The organism is Klebsiella sp. RIT-PI-d, assembly GCF_001187865.1.
GTDB lineage: Bacteria > Pseudomonadota > Gammaproteobacteria > Enterobacterales > Enterobacteriaceae > Superficieibacter.
The window spans coordinates 23,403-41,620 of the sequence record NZ_LGIT01000008.1; the positions used below are offsets into that span (position 1 = coordinate 23,403).

General features: G+C 49.7%; 30 protein-coding genes. 23 read left to right on the plus strand and 7 right to left on the minus strand.

All coding sequences use genetic code 11. The annotated features are described in order from the left end of the window. Positions 1-6 precede the first annotated feature (6 nt). The 17 genes from rpsN (at position 7) to AC791_RS06515 (ending at position 8,479) form a co-directional block, all read left to right on the plus strand. Complete coding sequence (gene rpsN, locus AC791_RS06435) at positions 7-312, plus strand: 30S ribosomal protein S14 (protein ID WP_049839671.1); 306 nt, start codon at positions 7-9, stop codon at positions 310-312. A gap of 33 nt (positions 313-345) precedes the next feature. Then, positions 346-738, plus strand: a complete 393-nt coding sequence (gene rpsH, locus AC791_RS06440; protein ID WP_049839672.1) for a 30S ribosomal protein S8 — start codon at positions 346-348, stop codon at positions 736-738. A gap of 12 nt (positions 739-750) precedes the next feature. Continuing rightward, complete coding sequence (gene rplF, locus AC791_RS06445) at positions 751-1,284, plus strand: 50S ribosomal protein L6 (RefSeq protein ID WP_049839673.1); 534 nt, start codon at positions 751-753, stop codon at positions 1,282-1,284. 9 nt (positions 1,285-1,293) lie between these two features. Further along, positions 1,294-1,647, plus strand: coding sequence for a 50S ribosomal protein L18 (rplR, locus tag AC791_RS06450; RefSeq protein WP_000358960.1), 354 nt, complete (start codon positions 1,294-1,296; stop codon positions 1,645-1,647). A 14-nt stretch (positions 1,648-1,661) separates the two neighbouring features. Beyond that, positions 1,662-2,165: a 30S ribosomal protein S5 gene (gene rpsE / locus AC791_RS06455; protein ID WP_044373820.1), complete on the plus strand. Its 504-nt coding sequence runs from the start codon at positions 1,662-1,664 to the stop codon at positions 2,163-2,165. A 3-nt stretch (positions 2,166-2,168) separates the two neighbouring features. Then, positions 2,169-2,348, plus strand: a complete 180-nt coding sequence (gene rpmD, locus AC791_RS06460) for a 50S ribosomal protein L30 (RefSeq protein WP_003863301.1) — start codon at positions 2,169-2,171, stop codon at positions 2,346-2,348. A 3-nt stretch (positions 2,349-2,351) separates the two neighbouring features. Beyond that, on the plus strand, positions 2,352-2,786 hold the full coding sequence (rplO, locus tag AC791_RS06465) for a 50S ribosomal protein L15 (RefSeq protein WP_039032065.1): 435 nt from the start codon (positions 2,352-2,354) through the stop codon (positions 2,784-2,786). A gap of 7 nt (positions 2,787-2,793) precedes the next feature. Next, positions 2,794-4,125 carry a preprotein translocase subunit SecY gene (gene secY, locus AC791_RS06470; protein WP_049839674.1) on the plus strand — a complete coding sequence of 444 codons (1,332 nt, stop codon included), beginning with the start codon at positions 2,794-2,796 and terminating at the stop codon, positions 4,123-4,125. A gap of 30 nt (positions 4,126-4,155) precedes the next feature. Beyond that, entirely contained in the window at positions 4,156-4,272 is a 117-nt protein-coding gene (gene rpmJ / locus AC791_RS06475) for a 50S ribosomal protein L36 (RefSeq protein WP_000868187.1), read from the plus strand. A gap of 146 nt (positions 4,273-4,418) precedes the next feature. After that, positions 4,419-4,775: a 30S ribosomal protein S13 gene (gene rpsM, locus AC791_RS06480; RefSeq protein WP_049839675.1), complete on the plus strand. Its 357-nt coding sequence runs from the start codon at positions 4,419-4,421 to the stop codon at positions 4,773-4,775. Positions 4,776-4,791: 16 nt separating this feature from the next. Then, on the plus strand, positions 4,792-5,181 hold the full coding sequence (gene rpsK / locus AC791_RS06485; protein WP_001029758.1) for a 30S ribosomal protein S11: 390 nt from the start codon (positions 4,792-4,794) through the stop codon (positions 5,179-5,181). A 33-nt stretch (positions 5,182-5,214) separates the two neighbouring features. Then, positions 5,215-5,835, plus strand: a complete 621-nt coding sequence (gene rpsD / locus AC791_RS06490) for a 30S ribosomal protein S4 (RefSeq protein ID WP_002445357.1) — start codon at positions 5,215-5,217, stop codon at positions 5,833-5,835. A gap of 25 nt (positions 5,836-5,860) precedes the next feature. Further along, a complete protein-coding gene (locus AC791_RS06495; RefSeq protein ID WP_001162094.1) occupies positions 5,861-6,850 on the plus strand; it encodes a DNA-directed RNA polymerase subunit alpha in 990 nt (329 codons plus the stop codon). A 40-nt stretch (positions 6,851-6,890) separates the two neighbouring features. Then, positions 6,891-7,277: a 50S ribosomal protein L17 gene (rplQ, locus tag AC791_RS06500; protein WP_001216372.1), complete on the plus strand. Its 387-nt coding sequence runs from the start codon at positions 6,891-6,893 to the stop codon at positions 7,275-7,277. Positions 7,278-7,384: 107 nt separating this feature from the next. Next, positions 7,385-7,756, plus strand: coding sequence for a DUF1992 domain-containing protein (locus AC791_RS06505; RefSeq protein WP_049839676.1), 372 nt, complete (start codon positions 7,385-7,387; stop codon positions 7,754-7,756). Continuing rightward, complete coding sequence (gene zntR / locus AC791_RS06510) at positions 7,756-8,181, plus strand: Zn(2+)-responsive transcriptional regulator (RefSeq protein WP_049839677.1); 426 nt, start codon at positions 7,756-7,758, stop codon at positions 8,179-8,181. The genes AC791_RS06505 and zntR overlap by 1 nt, the downstream gene beginning before the upstream one ends. A gap of 58 nt (positions 8,182-8,239) precedes the next feature. Then, positions 8,240-8,479 carry an alternative ribosome-rescue factor A gene (locus AC791_RS06515; protein WP_049839678.1) on the plus strand — a complete coding sequence of 80 codons (240 nt, stop codon included), beginning with the start codon at positions 8,240-8,242 and terminating at the stop codon, positions 8,477-8,479. Here AC791_RS06515 and mscL read toward each other — a convergent pair. The 5 genes from mscL to def all read right to left on the minus strand — a co-directional run bounded on the left by mscL (position 8,454) and on the right by def (position 13,229). Continuing rightward, positions 8,454-8,867, minus strand: coding sequence for a large-conductance mechanosensitive channel protein MscL (mscL, locus tag AC791_RS06520; protein ID WP_049839679.1), 414 nt, complete (start codon positions 8,865-8,867; stop codon positions 8,454-8,456). The two genes, AC791_RS06515 and mscL, sit on opposite strands and share 26 nt — an antisense overlap. Before the next feature lie 152 nt (positions 8,868-9,019). Then, positions 9,020-10,396 carry a Trk system potassium transporter TrkA gene (gene trkA, locus AC791_RS06525; RefSeq protein WP_049839680.1) on the minus strand — a complete coding sequence of 459 codons (1,377 nt, stop codon included), beginning with the start codon at positions 10,394-10,396 and terminating at the stop codon, positions 9,020-9,022. A gap of 19 nt (positions 10,397-10,415) precedes the next feature. Next, a complete protein-coding gene (gene rsmB / locus AC791_RS06530) occupies positions 10,416-11,705 on the minus strand; it encodes a 16S rRNA (cytosine(967)-C(5))-methyltransferase RsmB (RefSeq protein WP_049839681.1) in 1,290 nt (429 codons plus the stop codon). A gap of 52 nt (positions 11,706-11,757) precedes the next feature. Continuing rightward, positions 11,758-12,705, minus strand: a complete 948-nt coding sequence (gene fmt / locus AC791_RS06535) for a methionyl-tRNA formyltransferase (protein WP_049839682.1) — start codon at positions 12,703-12,705, stop codon at positions 11,758-11,760. Between the two features lie 14 nt (positions 12,706-12,719). After that, the gene (gene def, locus AC791_RS06540; protein WP_049839683.1) at positions 12,720-13,229 is read right to left on the minus strand and encodes a peptide deformylase; all 510 of its coding nucleotides are present in this window, start codon (positions 13,227-13,229) and stop codon (positions 12,720-12,722) included. Positions 13,230-13,358: 129 nt separating this feature from the next. Here def and dprA point away from each other — a divergent pair, with 129 nt between their 5' ends. Genes dprA through AC791_RS06570 form a run of 6 tightly spaced genes read left to right on the plus strand, consistent with a single transcriptional unit; the run spans position 13,359 to position 17,152 of the window. After that, complete coding sequence (dprA, locus tag AC791_RS06545; RefSeq protein ID WP_049839684.1) at positions 13,359-14,483, plus strand: DNA-protecting protein DprA; 1,125 nt, start codon at positions 13,359-13,361, stop codon at positions 14,481-14,483. Further along, complete coding sequence (gene smg / locus AC791_RS06550) at positions 14,455-14,928, plus strand: DUF494 family protein Smg (protein ID WP_049839685.1); 474 nt, start codon at positions 14,455-14,457, stop codon at positions 14,926-14,928. The genes dprA and smg overlap by 29 nt, the downstream gene beginning before the upstream one ends. 27 nt (positions 14,929-14,955) lie before the next feature. Next, a complete protein-coding gene (locus tag AC791_RS19640) occupies positions 14,956-15,513 on the plus strand; it encodes a type I DNA topoisomerase (protein WP_072094302.1) in 558 nt (185 codons plus the stop codon). Further along, positions 15,503-16,075 (plus strand): L-threonylcarbamoyladenylate synthase type 1 TsaC, encoded by a 573-nt coding sequence (gene tsaC, locus AC791_RS06560; protein WP_049839687.1) that lies wholly within the window; start codon positions 15,503-15,505, stop codon positions 16,073-16,075. The genes AC791_RS19640 and tsaC overlap by 11 nt, the downstream gene beginning before the upstream one ends. A gap of 4 nt (positions 16,076-16,079) precedes the next feature. Further along, entirely contained in the window at positions 16,080-16,898 is an 819-nt protein-coding gene (aroE, locus tag AC791_RS06565; protein ID WP_049839688.1) for a shikimate dehydrogenase, read from the plus strand. Beyond that, the gene (locus AC791_RS06570) at positions 16,895-17,152 is read left to right on the plus strand and encodes a DUF1488 domain-containing protein (RefSeq protein WP_049839689.1); all 258 of its coding nucleotides are present in this window, start codon (positions 16,895-16,897) and stop codon (positions 17,150-17,152) included. The genes aroE and AC791_RS06570 overlap by 4 nt, the downstream gene beginning before the upstream one ends. Here AC791_RS06570 and AC791_RS06575 read toward each other — a convergent pair. Together AC791_RS06575 and AC791_RS20665 are read right to left on the minus strand one after the other, a co-directional pair. Continuing rightward, positions 17,128-17,682: a gamma carbonic anhydrase family protein gene (locus AC791_RS06575; protein ID WP_049839690.1), complete on the minus strand. Its 555-nt coding sequence runs from the start codon at positions 17,680-17,682 to the stop codon at positions 17,128-17,130. The two genes, AC791_RS06570 and AC791_RS06575, sit on opposite strands and share 25 nt — an antisense overlap. Positions 17,683-17,810: 128 nt before the next feature. After that, on the minus strand, positions 17,811-18,218 hold a 408-nt coding region (locus AC791_RS20665), incomplete at its 5' end, for a hypothetical protein (RefSeq protein ID WP_206742794.1).

The following is an 18,218-nucleotide window of genomic DNA, read 5'->3' on the forward strand; positions in this document are numbered from 1 at the left end:
ACGTTCATGGCAAAGCAATCAATGAAAGCACGCGAAGTAAAGCGCGTGGCTTTAGCTGAAAAATTCTTCGCTAAACGCGCTGAACTCAAAGCAATCATCTCTGATGTGAACGCTTCCGACGAAGATCGTTGGGATGCTGTTCTCAAGCTGCAGACTCTGCCGCGTGATTCCAGCCCGTCTCGTCAGCGTAACCGCTGCCGTCAAACTGGTCGTCCGCACGCTTTCCTGCGGAAGTTCGGGTTGAGCCGTATTAAGGTCCGTGAAGCCGCTATGCGCGGTGAAATCCCGGGTCTGAAAAAGGCTAGCTGGTAATTGTCACCAATTGAATCACGGGAGTAAAGACAGATGAGCATGCAAGATCCGATCGCGGATATGCTGACCCGTATCCGTAACGGTCAGGCCGCGAATAAAGCTGCGGTCACCATGCCTTCCTCCAAGCTGAAAGTGGCAATCGCCAACGTGCTGAAGGAAGAAGGCTTTATTGAAGAATTTAAAGTTGAAGGCGACACCAAGCCGGAACTGGAACTTACTCTTAAGTATTTCCAGGGTAAAGCTGTTGTAGAAAGCATTCAGCGTATCAGTCGCCCAGGTCTGCGCATCTATAAACGTAAAGATGAGCTGCCGAAAGTTATGGCGGGTCTGGGTATCGCAGTTGTTTCTACCTCTAAAGGTGTTATGACTGATCGTGCAGCGCGCCAGGCTGGTCTTGGTGGCGAAATTATCTGCTACGTAGCCTAATCGGAGGAAAAAATGTCTCGTGTTGCTAAAGCACCGGTCGTTATTCCTGCCGGCGTTGATGTAAAAATCGACGGTCAGGTTATTACGATCAAAGGTAAAAACGGCGAGCTGACTCGTACTCTCAACGATGCTGTTGAAGTTAAAAATGCAGACAATGCACTGACCTTCGGTCCGCGTGATGGTTACGTAGACGCATGGGCTCAGGCTGGTACCGCGCGTGCCCTGCTGAACTCAATGGTTATCGGTGTTACCGAAGGCTTCACTAAGAAGCTGCAGCTGGTTGGTGTAGGTTATCGTGCAGCAATCAAAGGGAATGCAGTAAACCTGTCTTTAGGTTTCTCACACCCTGTTGAACATCAGCTGCCGGCAGGTATTACTGCAGAATGTCCGACTCAAACTGAAATCGTGCTGAAAGGCGCTGATAAGCAGGTGATCGGTCAGGTTGCAGCAGATCTGCGCGCCTACCGTCGTCCTGAGCCTTATAAAGGCAAGGGTGTTCGTTACGCCGACGAAGTCGTGCGTACCAAAGAGGCTAAGAAGAAGTAAGGTAACACTATGGATAAGAAATCTGCTCGTATCCGTCGTGCGACCCGCGCACGCCGCAAGCTCCAGGAGCTGGGTGCGACTCGCCTGGTGGTACATCGTACCCCGCGTCATATTTACGCACAGGTAATCGCACCGAACGGTTCCGAAGTTCTGGTAGCTGCTTCTACTGTTGAGAAAGCTATCGCTGAACAACTGAAGTACACCGGTAACAAAGACGCTGCAGCAGCTGTGGGTAAAGCTGTCGCCGAACGCGCTCTGGAAAAAGGCATCAAAGATGTGTCCTTTGACCGTTCCGGGTTCCAATATCATGGTCGTGTCCAGGCACTGGCAGATGCTGCCCGTGAAGCTGGCCTTCAGTTCTAAGGTAGAGGTGTAAGATGTCTCACATCGAAAAACAAGCTGGCGAACTGCAGGAAAAGCTGATCGCGGTTAACCGCGTATCTAAAACCGTAAAAGGCGGTCGTATTTTCTCCTTCACAGCTCTGACTGTAGTGGGTGACGGTAACGGTCGTGTTGGTTTTGGTTACGGTAAAGCGCGTGAAGTTCCAGCAGCGATCCAGAAAGCGATGGAAAAAGCCCGTCGCAATATGATTAATGTCGCGCTGAACAACGGCACTCTGCAGCACCCGGTTAAAGGTGTGCATACAGGGTCTCGTGTATTCATGCAGCCAGCTTCCGAAGGTACCGGTATCATCGCCGGTGGTGCAATGCGCGCCGTTCTGGAAGTTGCTGGAGTTCATAACGTACTGGCTAAAGCATATGGTTCCACCAACCCGATTAACGTGGTTCGTGCAACTATTGATGGCCTGGAAAATATGAATTCTCCAGAAATGGTCGCTGCCAAGCGTGGTAAATCCGTTGAAGAAATTCTGGGGAAATAAACCATGGCAAAGACTATTAAAATTACTCAAACCCGCAGTGCAATCGGTCGTTTGCCGAAACACAAGGCAACGCTGCTTGGCCTGGGTCTGCGTCGTATTGGTCACACCGTAGAACGCGAGGATACTCCCGCTGTTCGTGGTATGGTCAACGCGGTTTACTTCATGGTTAAAGTTGAGGAGTAAGAGATGCGTTTAAATACTCTGTCTCCGGCCGAAGGCTCTAAAAAGGCGGGTAAACGCCTGGGTCGTGGTATCGGTTCTGGCCTCGGTAAAACCGGCGGTCGTGGTCACAAAGGTCAGAACTCTCGTTCTGGCGGTGGCGTACGTCGTGGTTTCGAGGGCGGCCAGATGCCTCTGTACCGTCGTCTGCCGAAATTCGGCTTCACTTCTCGCAAATCAGCGATCACAGCGGAAGTCCGTCTGTCTGACCTGGCGAAAGTAGAAGGCGGTGTAGTAGACCTTAACACGCTGAAAGCAGCTAACATTATCGGTATTCAGATCGAGTTCGCGAAAGTGATCCTGTCTGGTGAAGTTTCGACTCCGGTAACTGTTCGTGGCCTGCGCGTGACTAAAGGCGCTCGTGCTGCTATCGAAGCTGCTGGCGGTAAAATCGAGGAATAAGTAGCAGATGGCTAAACAACCGGGATTAGATTTTCAAAGTGCCAAAGGTGGCTTAGGCGAGCTGAAACGCAGACTGTTGTTTGTAATCGGTGCGCTTATTGTGTTCCGTATTGGCTCTTTCATTCCGATCCCTGGTATTGATGCCGCTGTACTTGCCAAACTGCTTGAGCAACAGCGAGGCACCATCATTGAAATGTTCAACATGTTCTCTGGTGGTGCTCTCAGCCGTGCTTCAATCTTTGCACTAGGTATCATGCCGTATATTTCGGCATCGATTATCGTGCAGCTGCTGACGGTGGTTTATCCACCGCTGGCAGAACTTAAGAAAGAAGGGGAGTCTGGCCGTCGTAAGATTAGTCAGTACACCCGTTACGGCACTCTGGTGCTGGCGATATTCCAGTCAATCGGTATTGCTACCGGTTTACCGAATATGCCTGGTATGCAAGGTCTGGTAATGAATCCAGGCTTTGCATTCTACTTCACCGCTGTTGTAAGTCTGGTTACAGGGACTATGTTCCTGATGTGGCTTGGCGAACAGATTACTGAGCGTGGTATCGGTAACGGTATCTCAATCATTATCTTCGCTGGTATCGTTGCGGGACTCCCGCCAGCCATTGCCCATACTATCGAGCAAGCGCGTCAAGGCGACCTGCACTTCCTCCTGTTGCTGTTGGTTGCAGTATTAGTATTTGCAGTGACGTTCTTTGTTGTATTTGTTGAGCGTGGTCAACGCCGTATTGTGGTAAACTACGCAAAACGTCAGCAGGGTCGTCGTGTGTATGCTGCACAGAGCACACATTTACCGTTGAAAGTGAATATGGCAGGGGTTATCCCGGCAATCTTCGCTTCCAGCATTATTCTGTTCCCGGCGACCATCGCGTCATGGTTCGGGGGCGGTACCGGTTGGAACTGGCTGACAACAATTTCGCTGTATTTGCAGCCTGGGCAACCGCTTTATGTGTTACTCTATGCGTCTGCAATCATCTTCTTCTGTTTCTTCTATACGGCGTTGGTTTTCAACCCGCGTGAAACAGCAGATAACCTGAAGAAGTCCGGTGCATTTGTACCAGGAATTCGTCCGGGAGAGCAAACGGCGAAGTATATCGATAAAGTAATGACCCGTCTGACTCTGATTGGTGCGTTGTACATTACTTTTATCTGCCTGATCCCGGAGTTCATGCGTGATGCAATGAAAGTGCCGTTCTACTTTGGTGGGACCTCGTTACTTATCGTTGTTGTTGTGATTATGGACTTTATGGCTCAAGTGCAAACTCTGATGATGTCTAGTCAGTATGAGTCTGCATTGAAGAAGGCGAACCTCAAAGGCTATAGCCGCTAAAGGTCGCTCGAGAAGTTACGGAGAGTAAAAATGAAAGTTCGTGCTTCCGTCAAGAAATTATGCCGTAACTGCAAAATCGTTAAGCGTGATGGTGTCATCCGTGTGATTTGCAGTGCCGAGCCGAAGCATAAACAGCGCCAAGGCTGATTTATTCGCATATTTTTCTTGCAAAGTTGGGTTGAGCTGGCTAGATTAGCCAGCCAATCTTTTGTATGTCTGTACGTTTCCATCCGAGTATCCTGAAAACGGGCTTTTCAGCATGGTGCGTACATATTAAATAGTAGGAGTGCATAGTGGCCCGTATAGCAGGCATTAACATTCCTGATCAAAAACACGCCGTGATCGCATTAACTTCGATCTACGGTGTCGGCAAGACCCGTTCTAAAGCCATTCTGGCTGCAGCGGGTATCGCTGAAAATGTTAAGATCAGTGAGCTGTCTGAAGAACAAATCGACACGCTGCGTGACGAAGTTGCCAAATTTGTCGTTGAAGGTGATCTGCGCCGTGAAGTTAGCATGAGCATCAAGCGTCTTATGGATCTTGGTTGCTATCGCGGTTTGCGTCATCGTCGTGGTCTCCCGGTTCGCGGCCAGCGTACCAAGACCAACGCACGTACCCGTAAGGGTCCGCGCAAACCGATCAAGAAATAATCGGGGTGATTGAATAATGGCAAAGGCACCAGTTCGTGCACGTAAGCGTGTAAGAAAACAAGTCTCTGACGGCGTGGCTCATATCCATGCTTCTTTTAACAACACCATCGTGACCATTACCGATCGTCAGGGTAACGCGCTGGGTTGGGCAACAGCCGGTGGTTCCGGTTTCCGTGGTTCGCGTAAATCTACTCCGTTTGCAGCTCAGGTTGCAGCAGAGCGTTGCGCTGATGCTGTAAAAGAATACGGTATCAAGAATCTGGAAGTTATGGTTAAAGGTCCGGGTCCAGGCCGCGAATCTACTATTCGTGCTCTGAATGCCGCTGGTTTCCGCATCACTAATATTACTGATGTGACTCCGATCCCTCATAACGGTTGTCGTCCGCCGAAGAAACGCCGCGTATAACGCTTCGTTTTCCAGGTTTGTTGGAGAAAGAAAATGGCAAGATATTTGGGTCCTAAGCTCAAGCTGAGCCGTCGTGAGGGCACCGACTTATTCCTTAAGTCTGGCGTTCGCGCGATCGATACCAAGTGTAAAATTGAACAAGCTCCTGGCCAGCACGGTGCGCGTAAACCGCGTCTGTCTGACTATGGTGTGCAGTTGCGTGAAAAGCAAAAAGTTCGCCGTATCTACGGTGTGCTGGAGCGTCAGTTCCGTAACTATTATAAAGAAGCAGCACGTCTGAAAGGCAACACCGGTGAAAACCTGTTGGCTCTGCTGGAAGGTCGTCTGGACAACGTTGTATACCGTATGGGCTTCGGCGCCACTCGTGCAGAGTCACGTCAGCTGGTTAGCCATAAAGCCATTATGGTAAACGGTCGTGTTGTTAACATCGCTTCTTATCAGGTTAAAGCGAATGACGTTGTTAGCATTCGTGAGAAAGCGAAGAAGCAGTCTCGCGTGAAAGCCGCTCTGGAGCTGGCTGAGCAGCGTGAAAAGCCAACCTGGCTGGAAGTTGATGCTGGCAAGATGGAAGGTACGTTTAAGCGTAAGCCTGAGCGTTCTGATCTGTCTGCGGACATTAACGAACACCTGATCGTCGAGCTTTACTCCAAGTAAAGCTTAGTACCAAAGAGAGGACACAATGCAGGGTTCTGTGACAGAGTTTCTAAAACCGCGCCTGGTAGATATCGAGCAAGTGAGTTCGACGCACGCCAAGGTGACCCTTGAGCCCTTAGAGCGTGGCTTTGGCCATACTCTGGGTAACGCACTGCGCCGTATTCTGCTCTCATCGATGCCGGGTTGCGCGGTGACCGAGGTTGAGATTGATGGTGTACTACATGAGTACAGCACCAAAGAAGGCGTTCAGGAAGATATCCTGGAAATCCTGCTCAACCTGAAAGGGCTGGCGGTGAGAGTTCAGGGAAAAGATGAAGTTATTCTTACCTTGAATAAATCTGGCATTGGCCCTGTGACTGCAGCCGATATCACCCACGACGGTGATGTCGAAATCGTCAAGCCGCAGCACGTGATCTGCCACCTGACCGATGAGAACGCATCTATTAGTATGCGTATCAAAGTTCAGCGCGGCCGTGGTTATGTGCCGGCGTCTACCCGAATTCATTCGGAAGAAGATGAGCGCCCGATCGGCCGTCTGCTAGTCGACGCATGCTACAGCCCTGTAGAGCGTATTGCCTACAATGTTGAAGCAGCGCGCGTAGAGCAGCGTACCGACCTGGACAAGCTGGTCATCGAAATGGAAACCAACGGCACAATCGATCCTGAAGAGGCGATTCGTCGTGCGGCAACCATCCTGGCTGAACAACTGGAAGCTTTTGTTGACTTACGTGATGTACGTCAGCCAGAGGTGAAAGAAGAGAAACCAGAATTCGATCCGATCCTGCTGCGCCCTGTTGACGATCTGGAATTGACTGTCCGCTCTGCTAACTGCCTTAAGGCAGAAGCTATCCATTATATCGGTGATCTGGTACAGCGTACCGAGGTTGAGCTTCTTAAGACGCCTAACCTGGGTAAAAAATCTCTTACCGAGATTAAAGACGTGCTCGCTTCGCGTGGACTGTCTCTGGGCATGCGCCTGGAAAACTGGCCGCCGGCAAGCATTGCTGACGAGTAACCGGATCGCAGGTTAAGGTTTTACTGAGAAGGATAAGGTCATGCGCCATCGTAAGAGTGGTCGTCAACTGAACCGCAACAGCAGCCATCGCCAGGCTATGTTCCGCAATATGGCAGGTTCACTGGTTCGTCATGAGATCATCAAGACGACCCTGCCTAAAGCGAAAGAGCTGCGCCGCGTAGTTGAGCCGCTGATTACTCTTGCCAAGACTGATAGCGTTGCTAATCGTCGTCTGGCATTCGCCCGCACTCGTGATAACGAGATCGTGGCAAAACTGTTTAACGAGCTGGGCCCGCGTTTCGCGAGCCGCGCCGGTGGTTACACTCGCATTCTGAAGTGTGGCTTCCGTGCAGGCGACAACGCGCCGATGGCATACATCGAGCTGGTTGATCGCTCTGAGTCGAAAGCAGAAGCTGCTGCAGAGTAATCTGTAGTAACATGAAAAAACCCGCCTCGGCGGGTTTTTTTATATCCCTAATATCCCTACCTGTTGAAAATGTTGTACCCTTTTTGCTCATCCCCTGGAGAATCTTTATGTTATTAATGGATCAGTGGGCAGAACGTCACATCCTTGACGCTCAACGTAATGGTGAGTTTGATAATCTTTCGGGAAGCGGTAAACCATTGATCCTCGATGATGATTCACACGTACCGGAAGATCTTCGTTCAGGATATCGGCTATTAAAGAATGCCGGATGTTTGCCGCCGGAGCTCCAACAGCGTAAAGACGCTATCAAACTTGCTGATCTGCTAAAAAATGTTCAGCGCGACAGTGCAGAATATTGCGAGATTAATCGTCATCTGCTGTTGCTTGAGTTAAAACTGCGTCAGGCGGGGATCCACACAGATTTTCTCCATGGTGAATATGCCGACAGATTGCTGCATAAAGTAAGTGAGGAAAAATGATGTATCGTATCGGAGAGCTGGCTAAACTGGCGGAAGTGACGCCTGACACCATCCGCTATTATGAAAAGCAACAAATGATGGATCATGAAGTGCGCACAGATGGCGGTTTTCGGCTATATAGCGAGCAAGATCTCCAGCGCCTCAAGTTTATCCGCCATGGCCGGCAGCTGGGATTTACACTTGAATCCATTCGTGAGCTTTTATCGATCCGGATCGATCCTGAGCACCACACCTGTCAGGAATCAAAAAGTATTGTGCAAAGCCGTCTGGCAGATGTCGAGGCAAGAATTGAGGAGCTGCAAATCATGCGCCGCTCTTTGCAAAGGCTAAACGATGCCTGCTGTGGTACGGCGCATAGCAGCGTGTACTGCTCGATCCTTGAGGCACTGGAACAAGGGGCGAGCGGCCTGGTTAAGGAGTGTTGATTTCTTCACTACAGAGATCTACACTCGTGCCGTTTTTTATGACAATTTCGGAGATATTATGAGTCGCTATCAGCATACTAAAGGGCAGATAAACGATAATGCGCTTGAAGCCCTATTACACGATCCGTTATTCAGGCAGCGTGTTGAAAAAAATAAAAAGGGAAAGGGAAGCTTTTTGCGTAAAGCGAAACACGGTAAGAAAGGGAACTGGGAGGCCAGTGGCAAACAAGCGAATCGCTTTTTTACCACTGGCCTTCTTACTTTAAAGACCTTTAAGAGCGATTATTCTGTTCTTTAAGCAAGTCACGGATTTCCGTCAATAATACTTCTTCTTTAGAGGGGGCAGGCGGCGCTTTTGGTTCTTCTTTTTTACGGCGATGCAGTTTATTGATTACATTAATCGCCAGGAAAATGGCAAAGGCTACGATAACAAAATCAAAAATATTCTGGATAAAGAGCCCATAGTGCATAATTACTGCGGGCGTATCTCCAGTAGCAGGGCGTAATGTGAGTGCAAACTGTTTGAAATCTACGCCACCAATAAGTAATCCCAGCGGTGGCATAATGATATCGGCGACCAGAGACGATACGATTTTACCGAACGCCGCGCCGATAATCACACCAACGGCCAAATCAACCACGTTTCCGCGCATTGCAAATTCACGGAACTCTTTAAAAAAACTCATCTTTCTCTCCTCAACACCTTCAGATAGTAATAAGTTTAACAAATGTCATCATAATTTCCATTCATGAAAACTGAATGTTAATAAGGATATTCCATATTAACCAGAGGGTTAAAGAAGATAACAGCAGGCATCCAGTGAATGCCTGGTAGTCATTATAAAAAGAAGGGGCTGGGCTGAAAAAGGCGCTCAACGTCAGTAATAAATTTTTTATCAGTCAAAAACATAATAACGTGATCGCCCTGTTCAATACGCAGATTATCATTAGCGATCATCACGTCGTTGCCGCGGACTACAGCGCCTATGATAGTGCCCGGCGGTAATTTGATATCATCGATAACGCGGCCTACAACGCGTGAGGTGCTTTCATCGCCATGTGCTACAGCTTCGATAGCTTCAGCGACGCCCCGTCGCAGAGAAGAAACGCCTACGATATCGGCTTTACGAACGTGACTCAGTAGAGCCGAGATAGTCGCCTGTTGCGGGGAAATGGCGATATCAATTACGCTGCCCTGGACTAAATCGACATAGGCCCGCCTCTGGATCAGTACCATGACTTTTTTAGCGCCCATGCGTTTAGCCAGCATGGCCGACATGATATTTGCTTCATCATCATTGGTTACGGCAATAAAAAGATCCACTTGATCGATATGCTCTTCTGCCAGCAGCTCCTGATCCGATGCATCACCAAAAAAGACCACGGTATTTTGCAGTTTTTCAGCCAGCTCTGCGGCCCGTTGTTGATCCCGCTCGATTAGTTTAACGCTGTAATCTTTTTCCAGACGCTGCGCCAGCCCCGCGCCAATATTTCCCCCGCCCACCAGCATGATGCGTTTATACGGTTTTTCCAGTCGTTGTAATTCACTCATCACTGCGCGGATGTTCTGTGATGCCGCAATGAAAAATACTTCATCACCTGCTTCCACAATAGTTGAACCCTGAGGACGAATGGGACGATCGTGACGGAAAATAGCCGCTACGCGCGTATCGATATGCGGCATATGCTCACGCATAGTTGATAACGCGTTTCCCACCAGCGGGCCGCCATAATAGGCTTTTACGACTGCCAGACTGACCATCCCCTCAGCAAAATTGACTACTTGTAATGCACCAGGGTATTCGATCAGACGATAAATACTGTCGATGACCAGTTGCTCAGGGGCAATCAGGTGATCGATAGGCACGGCTTCAGAGTGAAACAATTTTTCAGCATCGCGTACATAGTCCGGAGCACGAATGCGGGCAATACGGTTTGGGGTATTGAATAGTGAGTAGGCAACCTGGCACGCGACCATATTGGTTTCATCTGAACTGGTCACGGCGACCAGCATATCTGCATCGTCCGCGCCTGCTTCCCGCAGTACCCGAGGATGCGAGCCGTGCCCCTGAACTACGCGCAAATCAAACTTATCCTGTAGTATGCGCAGACGTTCACCATTCGTATCCACGACGGTAATATCGTTATTTTCCCCGACGAGGTTTTCTGCCAGCGTACCGCCGACCTGCCCTGCACCCAGAATAATAATTTTCATCAGTCGCGATCCGTTATCTTCACTGTTTGATTAGCTTAGCGTAAAAGAAGCCATCGCCATCTTCTGCACCCGGTAGATTTTGCTGGCCGGGATGCTCTGGCGTACCGGTAACACTCAGGCGTGCATCCAGGGTCCGTGTCAGAAAGGCCGCAACTTGCTGACTATTTTCTTCTGGCAGCACCGAACAAGTCGCATAAACCAGCGTTCCGCCCCGTTTCAGATGTGGCCAGATGGCATCCAGTATTTCTGCCTGAAGTTTTGCCAGTTCAGCAATATCCCGGTCACGGCGCAGCCATTTTATGTCGGGATGACGGCGGATCACGCCAGTTGCAGAGCAGGGAGCATCTAACAGAATGCGATCGAACTGCCGATCGCCACACCATTGTGCTGGCGTGCGCCCGTCGCCTTGTTTTACCTCTGCTTTCATGCCAAGTCGTTTAAGATTGTCATATACCCGGGAAAGTCGCTGCTCATCAACATCAACAGCCAGCACCTGAGCATCAGGAGCCACTTCCAGAATATGCGTTGTTTTCCCCCCCGGAGCCGCGCAGAGATCCAAAATACGTTCACCGTTTTGTGGCTCAAGAAACGCCATGCATCCCTGTGCGGAGGCATCCTGTACGGTCACCCAGCCCTGGTCAAAGCCCGGTAACGCAAGAACGGAAGCCGGAGATTCGAGGCGAACAGCATCAGGATAATCAGCATGTGGATGACCTTCCATTCCAGCTTCTGCCAACAATGTAAGCCAGCTATCTCGGGTATGATGATTACGGTTCACGCGCAACCACATCGGCGGGCGTGCGTTATTAGCATCGACAATTGCTTGCCACTTCGTCGGATAGGCTTTTTGTAGGCGTTTTAATAGCCATGAGGGATGTAGAAAACGTGCATCGCTGCTGGCAAATTCTTCAAGCAGCGTCTCCTGCTGACGTTGAAACTGACGTAACACGCCGTTAATCAGGCCTTTTAACTGAGGGCGCTTGATAGCTACTGCGCCTTCGACCGTCTCTGCAAGCGCAGCATGGGGTGGGATTCGGGTATGCAGCAGCTGATAGAAACCGACCATAATCAAATAATGGACCGTACGCTGTTTGCCCGTCATTGGACGTGACATCAACTTATTGATAAGCCAGTCAAGCTGGGGAAGGGTGCGCAAAACGCCAAAGCATAATTCCTGCAGCAGAGCGCGGTCTTTATCAGACACTTTTTGCTGCAGTGCAGGCAATACCTGGCTTAATGACTGGCCTTGCTCAAGTACCTGTTCAACGGCTTGGGCCGCCATGCTGCGTAAATTAAATTGTTTTTTCATAACCGCAAAAATAAAAATGCCCGGTAACGCCGGGCTTATGAATAGATAAACGTCAGGACAATATACTGCCTGGAACGAACCATTCCCGACGAGAGTTCAGCAAATCCTGGGCACTCATTGCTTTTTTACCGGCGGGCTGTAATGACTCAAGATTCAGCACACCATCAACTGTTGCAACATGAATACCGTGTTTCGTTGCGTCAATAATGGTGCCTGGCGCACTATCACTTTGGGTATCGATTACGGATGCTTTCCAAATCTTCACCGGTTGATCGTCAATAATCAGATAGCTCATTGGCCATGGGTTAAATGCCCGAATACAGCGTTCAAGCTCCCGGGCAGACAGAGACCAGTCAACGCGGGCTTCCTCTTTGCTCAGTTTTTGTGCATACGTTGCCAGTGCTTCATCCTGTACCTGCGGTTGCGCGCGACCTGTCGCTAACTGGTGCAAAGTCTCAATCAGGCCCTGCGGACCAAGATGCGCTAATTTGTCATACAGCGTGGCACTGGTGTCATCTGTAGTAATCGGGCAGGAGAGCATGTGAAGCATATCACCCGTGTCCAGGCCTACATCCATTTGCATAATGGTTACGCCTGTTTCGCTGTCGCCAGCCCATAAAGCGCGCTGGATTGGCGCGGCACCGCGCCAACGCGGTAGCAGCGAGCCGTGGACATTAATGCAGCCGAGGCGAGGCATGTCCAGCACCGGTTTTGGCAGGATCAACCCATAGGCCACGACAACCATAACGTCGGCATTGAGGTCAGCAATAAGCTGCTGGTTATCCTGCGGGCGCAACGAGGCAGGCTGGAATACCGGTATATTTTTTTCTTGCGCCAGAACTTTTACCGGGCTGGGCATCAACTTTTTGCCACGTCCTGCTGGACGGTCGGGCTGAGTAAATACGCCGATGACCTGATGTCCAGATGACAACAGCGCGTCAAGATGACGCGCTGCGAAGTCGGGAGTACCCGCGAAAATAATGCGAAGTTTTTCTGACACGATATTCCTTATCCTTACGCCCGGGCGTTCATCCGATCCAGTTTTTCAACTTTTTGACGAATACGCTGCTGTTTAAGTGGCGATAAATAATCGATAAAAAGTTTACCCACTAAATGATCCATTTCATGCTGAATACAGATCGCCAGCAGGCCGCCTGCTTCCAGCTCAAAAGTATTACCGTCACGATCGAGCGCGCGGATTTTGACGGTTTCTGCACGCGGGACCAGCGCACGCTGCTCAGGAATAGACAGGCAACCTTCTTCGATACCTGTTTCGCCATTTTTGTCCAAAAGCTCCGGGTTGATCAGCACCAGACGCTCATCGCGGTTTTCAGAAACATCAATCACGATGATACGTTGATGAATATCGACCTGAGTTGCAGCCAAACCGATGCCTTCTTCGGCGTACATCGTTTCGAACATATCATCAACGATACGCTGAATTTCTGCATTCACTTCTTTAACCGGCTCAGCGACTTTGCGAAGACGCTCGTCGGGAATATGTAACACGTGCAAAACTGCCATAAATTTCCAGAGTTGTGTTCAGGAGTTGAAAAGATTATTACCTCTATTCTAGACAAATCCCCTGCTGATTGACAGCATCAGTGACCAATCGCAAAGATTGTTAAAAGTATTTTTGGCAAGGGGAAATGGATGACGCCCACTGAAATTTGGCTCCGGCTGATAAATATTCGTCAGCTTTATGGCGATCGGATGGTTAGTCTGGCGCACCATCTTATGAAGCAGTTACATATTGATAATGCACTCTTGCTGGCGGCAGGCCTTACGCCAAAGCAAAGCGTCGCATTTATGGCGCTGTCGTCCCCGGAAATTGAACGCATCATGATGTGGCTTGATCACCCTGAACATCATCTGGTGGTGGCTGACGATCCCCGTTATCCGCCACAGCTGCGGGCAATAAGTGACTATCCGGGTGCACTCTTTATTAATGGCTCGGCCGATTGTCTGGCTGCCTCGCAAATGGCTATCGTTGGTAGTCGTAACCATTCATGGTATGGGCAACGCTGGGGTGAGATTTTTAGTCAGGAACTGGCCTCCAATGGTGTGATTATTACCAGCGGACTTGCCAGAGGCATTGATGGTATAGCACATACCTCAGCGCTCAGGGTAAAAGGAAAAAGTATAGCGGTGTTGGGAAATGGCTTATTCTCCGTCCATCCGCGTAGCCATACTTCGCTGGCCGCGGCTATTGTCCATTCCGGAGGAGCAGTTATCTCCGAGTTTCCTCTGTCAGCACCACCCCGACCTGAACACTTTCCCCAGCGTAATCGCATTATTAGCGGATTAAGTCTTGGCGTGCTGGTGGTAGAAGCGGCCATTCGCAGCGGCTCGCTTGTAACCGCACGCTGCGCATCCGAACAAGGAAGGGAGGTATTCGCACTACCGGGACCACTGGGTAATCCAGGCAGTGAGGGACCACACTGGTTAATTAAGCAGGGTGCTATTCCCGTAACTGCGCTTAAGGATATCCTTGAAAACGTGCAACTTAAGCCCCGATCGCTGCCAGATAAAGCAGAAATTGCAATTTATTCTTCTGAACTCGAAGCCGCAGCATTGCCATTTCCTGAGCTCCTGGCTAACGTAGGAGATGAGGTAACACCTGTTGACGTCGTCGCTGAACGTGCCGGCCAACCTGTGCCAATGACAGTGGCTCAGCTACTTGAACTGGAGTTAGCAGGGTGGATCGCAGCTGTACCCGGCGGCTATGTCCGATTAAGGAGGGCAAGCCATGTTCGACGTACTAATGTATTTGTTTGAGACTTACATCCATAACGAAGCAGAGATGCGTGTGGACCAGGATAAACTGACGCGGGATCTCACTGACGCTGGTTTCGACCGTGAAGATATTTACAGCGCTTTAGTATGGCTCGAAAAGCTGGCTGACTATCAGGAAGGTCTTGTCGAACCGATGCAGCTCGCTTCCGATCCACTCTCAGTGCGTATTTATACTGCTGAAGAATGTGAACGACTGGATGCAAGTTGTCGGGGATTCCTGCTATTCCTGGAGCAAATTCAGGTGCTCAACCTTGATACGCGGGAAATGGTCATCGAGCGCGTGTTAGCTCTGGATACAGCAGAATTCGAACTGGACGATCTGAAATGGGTGATCCTGATGGTTCTGTTTAATATTCCAGGCTGTGAAAATGCTTACCAGCAGATGGAAGAATTACTCTTTGAGGTGAATGAAGGTATGCTGCACTAATCTTTTGTGCAGCTTCTAAGAACTGTTATGGCCAAATCAGCACTTTTTGCAGTGCGTAAAAATGAGCCCTGCCCACAGTGCGGGGCTGAACTTGTTATTCGGTCCGGGAAACACGGTCCGTTTCTTGGTTGTTCCCATTATCCGGAATGCGATTACGTACGGCCTTTAAAAAGCCAGGCTGACGGGCATATCGTGAAAGTTCTGGAGGGGCAATCTTGCCCTGTATGCGAAGCAGTACTTGTGCTTCGTCAGGGGCGCTTTGGAATGTTTATCGGATGTAGTCGCTATCCGGAGTGTGGACACACTGAAGTTATTGATAAGCCAGATGATACCGCCATCACCTGTCCGCAGTGTCAGGCCGGACATCTTGTCCAGCGGCGTTCTCGTTTTGGCAAAACATTTCACTCATGCGATCGCTATCCTGAATGCCAATTTGTTATTAATTTCAAGCCAGTAGCGGGTAAATGCCCTGAGTGTCATTACCCGCTATTAATAGAAAAGAAAACCGCACAGGGCGTCAGACTCTTTTGTGCAAGTAAACAATGTGGAAAGCCGGTAGCGGCGGAACAGAATAGTGAACAATAACCTGCCTTCTAAGGCTATCGCTGATGCGGTAGCCATACTGAATAATCAACATGTGATCGCCTATCCTACCGAAGCCGTATTTGGGGTGGGTTGCGATCCTGATAGTGAATTAGCCGTGACGCGTTTGCTGACACTCAAGCAGCGCCCTGTAGAGAAAGGATTAATCCTTATTGCCGCTAGTTTTGCGCAGCTTCAGCCCTACATAAATGATGAAATGCTGACACCTGCACAGCGTGAAGCGATATTCGCTTGCTGGCCAGGACCCGTAACGTTTGTTTTTCCGGCCAAAGCGTCAACGCCATCCTGGCTAACGGGGCGTTTTGATTCGCTGGCAGTGCGTGTTACCGACCATCCGCTGGTGGTGGAGCTATGTAAGGCGTACGGAAAACCGCTGGTATCAACCAGCGCGAATCTGACAACGCTCCCACCATGCCGTACTGTAGAAGAAGTCCGGGCGCAATTTGGCGACGACTTTCCTGTGGTAGAAGGCACTACAGGAGGACGTCTTAATCCGTCAGAAATCCGTGATGCTCTGACGGGTCAGCAGTTTCGACAGGGATAACTCGATGGAAACCTATGCCGTATTCGGCCATCCGATAGCACACAGTAAATCGCCTTTTATTCATCAACAGTTTGCCGCGCAGTTGCAGATAAAACATCCTTATGGACGTATTCTTGTTCCGTTGAATAACTTCGTTTCAACACTGGATGACTTCTTTGCTGCGGGAGGACAGGGTGCGAACATTACCGTGCCCTTTAAGGAAGAAGCCTTCGCTCGTGCCGACGAGCTGACAGAAAGAGCCGCATTAGCCGGAGCGGTGAATACCCTTAAGCGCCTTAAAGATGGTCGGCTGTTGGGAGATAACACTGACGGCATCGGCTTACTCAGCGACCTGCAACGACTGGGATTTATCAGACCCGGCGCGCGTATTTTATTGATTGGTGCAGGCGGTGCGTCACGCGGCGTGTTATTGCCGCTACTTTCTCTGGACTGTGCCTTAACCATCACTAATCGTACTTCTGCCCGAGCCGGGGAACTGGCGCAGCTCTTTGCACATACAGGTAGCATCAAAGCGCTATCAATGAATGAACTGGATGGGCATGAGTTTGATCTTATTATTAACGCGACATCCAGCGGCATCACGGGCGATATACCTGCTATCCCTGCCTCTTTAATTCGTCCTGAGATCTATTGCTACGATATGTTTTATCAGAAAGGGGATACGCCGTTCCTCGAATGGTGCCGTCAGCACGGTGCCCATCATTGCGCGGACGGCCTGGGAATGTTGGTAGGCCAGGCTGCGCATGCGGTACTTTTGTGGCACGGATTGTTGCCCGATGTGCTACCCGTTATAGAAAAGCTGGAGCGGGAACTGAGAAAATGAATCAGGCTATTCAGTTTCCGGATCGCGAGGAGTGGCAAGAGGACCGTCAGGCAGTATGTTTCCCGGCACTGGTCAGCGGTATGCAGCTGACGTGTGCCATAAAAGGAGCAACGCTGGCGCAGCGATTTGGTGGTAATACGCCTGCAAAGTGGCTTGCAATATTTCAGGAACAGCGTTGGGACCTTGAAGAGGAGGCCGAAGGGCTTATTCAGGATCAGCAAGAAGACGATCAGGGCTGGATCTGGTTATCCTGATCCAGATACTCATCTTTCCACTTTACATAGTTATTAGCGGAATATTTTAATCCGGCAATCTCTGCCTCTTTAAGGGGACGGATTTGTTTTACCGGACTACCAAGATAAAGATACCCACTCTCCAGATGCTTATTCTGGGGAACCAGACTGCCGGCACCAATCATTACGTCATCTTCTACGACTACATCATCAAGTAAAATCGATCCCATCCCCACCAGTACGCGGTTACCTATCGTGCATCCATGTAACATGACTTTATGCCCAATCGTTACATCCGAGCCAATAAGAAGAGGATTTCCTTCGGGCTTGAAAGAGGATTTATGCGTAACGTGCAGCACGCTTCCATCCTGGATATTAGTACGGGCTCCAATCTCTACATAATGAACATCGCCGCGGATCACGACCAGTGGCCAGATACCGACATCTTCGGCTAAACGAATATCACCGATGATGACGCTGGTGGGGTCAATCATCACGCGCTGGCTCACTTTTGGGAAAAGATCTTTATAAGGACGTAGAACTGTAGACATGATTACCTCTGCTAAAACTCACGATAATAATAACTTTGGCGGCTTTACCTGACGGTATCAAGCCTCTTATACGTCAAAATTTAAGCAGATCGAGCAGGATCACAGCAATAAGAATGAAAAAACAACAGTCAGAAAAAAAGATCTAAAAAAGGCTTGTGCAAAAAAAAGAGATCCCTATAATGCGCCACCACTGACACGGAACAACGGATTACAAGCCGCCGGGTCAGCAGGAATTCCTCCGGGAATGCCGGCGGAGAAAAGCGAAAATAAACGCTTGACTCTGAAAGAGGAAAGCGTAATATACGCCACCTCGCAACGGTGAGCGAAAGCCGCGTTGCACTGCTCTTTAACAATTTATCAGACAATCTGTGTGGGCACTCGAAGATACGGATTCTTAAATGTCGCAAGACAAAAAAGAAATACCAAGTCTCAGAGTGAACACGTAATTCATTACGAAGTTTAATTCTTTGAGCATCAAACTTAAATTGAAGAGTTTGATCATGGCTCAGATTGAACGCTGGCGGCAGGCCTAACAC

What these genes read in the sequence shown, in the direction of transcription:
- rpsN (WP_049839671.1), top strand. Translation starts at nt 7, where the DNA reads ATGGCAAAGCAATCAATGAAAGCACGCGAAGTAAAGCGCGTGGCTTTA.
- rpsH (WP_049839672.1), top strand. Translation starts at nt 346, where the DNA reads ATGAGCATGCAAGATCCGATCGCGGATATGCTGACCCGTATCCGTAAC.
- rplF (WP_049839673.1), top strand. Translation starts at nt 751, where the DNA reads ATGTCTCGTGTTGCTAAAGCACCGGTCGTTATTCCTGCCGGCGTTGAT.
- rplR (WP_000358960.1), top strand. Translation starts at nt 1,294, where the DNA reads ATGGATAAGAAATCTGCTCGTATCCGTCGTGCGACCCGCGCACGCCGC.
- rpsE (WP_044373820.1), top strand. Translation starts at nt 1,662, where the DNA reads ATGTCTCACATCGAAAAACAAGCTGGCGAACTGCAGGAAAAGCTGATC.
- rpmD (WP_003863301.1), top strand. Translation starts at nt 2,169, where the DNA reads ATGGCAAAGACTATTAAAATTACTCAAACCCGCAGTGCAATCGGTCGT.
- rplO (WP_039032065.1), top strand. Translation starts at nt 2,352, where the DNA reads ATGCGTTTAAATACTCTGTCTCCGGCCGAAGGCTCTAAAAAGGCGGGT.
- secY (WP_049839674.1), top strand. Translation starts at nt 2,794, where the DNA reads ATGGCTAAACAACCGGGATTAGATTTTCAAAGTGCCAAAGGTGGCTTA.
- rpmJ (WP_000868187.1), top strand. Translation starts at nt 4,156, where the DNA reads ATGAAAGTTCGTGCTTCCGTCAAGAAATTATGCCGTAACTGCAAAATC.
- rpsK (WP_001029758.1), top strand. Translation starts at nt 4,792, where the DNA reads ATGGCAAAGGCACCAGTTCGTGCACGTAAGCGTGTAAGAAAACAAGTC.
- rpsD (WP_002445357.1), top strand. Translation starts at nt 5,215, where the DNA reads ATGGCAAGATATTTGGGTCCTAAGCTCAAGCTGAGCCGTCGTGAGGGC.
- AC791_RS06495 (WP_001162094.1), top strand. Translation starts at nt 5,861, where the DNA reads ATGCAGGGTTCTGTGACAGAGTTTCTAAAACCGCGCCTGGTAGATATC.
- rplQ (WP_001216372.1), top strand. Translation starts at nt 6,891, where the DNA reads ATGCGCCATCGTAAGAGTGGTCGTCAACTGAACCGCAACAGCAGCCAT.
- AC791_RS06505 (WP_049839676.1), top strand. Translation starts at nt 7,385, where the DNA reads ATGTTATTAATGGATCAGTGGGCAGAACGTCACATCCTTGACGCTCAA.
- zntR (WP_049839677.1), top strand. Translation starts at nt 7,756, where the DNA reads ATGTATCGTATCGGAGAGCTGGCTAAACTGGCGGAAGTGACGCCTGAC.
- AC791_RS06515 (WP_049839678.1), top strand. Translation starts at nt 8,240, where the DNA reads ATGAGTCGCTATCAGCATACTAAAGGGCAGATAAACGATAATGCGCTT.
- mscL (WP_049839679.1), bottom strand. Translation starts at nt 8,867, where the DNA reads ATGAGTTTTTTTAAAGAGTTCCGTGAATTTGCAATGCGCGGAAACGTG.
- trkA (WP_049839680.1), bottom strand. Translation starts at nt 10,396, where the DNA reads ATGAAAATTATTATTCTGGGTGCAGGGCAGGTCGGCGGTACGCTGGCA.
- rsmB (WP_049839681.1), bottom strand. Translation starts at nt 11,705, where the DNA reads ATGAAAAAACAATTTAATTTACGCAGCATGGCGGCCCAAGCCGTTGAA.
- def (WP_049839683.1), bottom strand. Translation starts at nt 13,229, where the DNA reads ATGGCAGTTTTGCACGTGTTACATATTCCCGACGAGCGTCTTCGCAAA.
- dprA (WP_049839684.1), top strand. Translation starts at nt 13,359, where the DNA reads ATGACGCCCACTGAAATTTGGCTCCGGCTGATAAATATTCGTCAGCTT.
- smg (WP_049839685.1), top strand. Translation starts at nt 14,455, where the DNA reads ATGTTCGACGTACTAATGTATTTGTTTGAGACTTACATCCATAACGAA.
- AC791_RS19640 (WP_072094302.1), top strand. Translation starts at nt 14,956, where the DNA reads ATGGCCAAATCAGCACTTTTTGCAGTGCGTAAAAATGAGCCCTGCCCA.
- aroE (WP_049839688.1), top strand. Translation starts at nt 16,080, where the DNA reads ATGGAAACCTATGCCGTATTCGGCCATCCGATAGCACACAGTAAATCG.
- AC791_RS06570 (WP_049839689.1), top strand. Translation starts at nt 16,895, where the DNA reads ATGAATCAGGCTATTCAGTTTCCGGATCGCGAGGAGTGGCAAGAGGAC.
- AC791_RS06575 (WP_049839690.1), bottom strand. Translation starts at nt 17,682, where the DNA reads ATGTCTACAGTTCTACGTCCTTATAAAGATCTTTTCCCAAAAGTGAGC.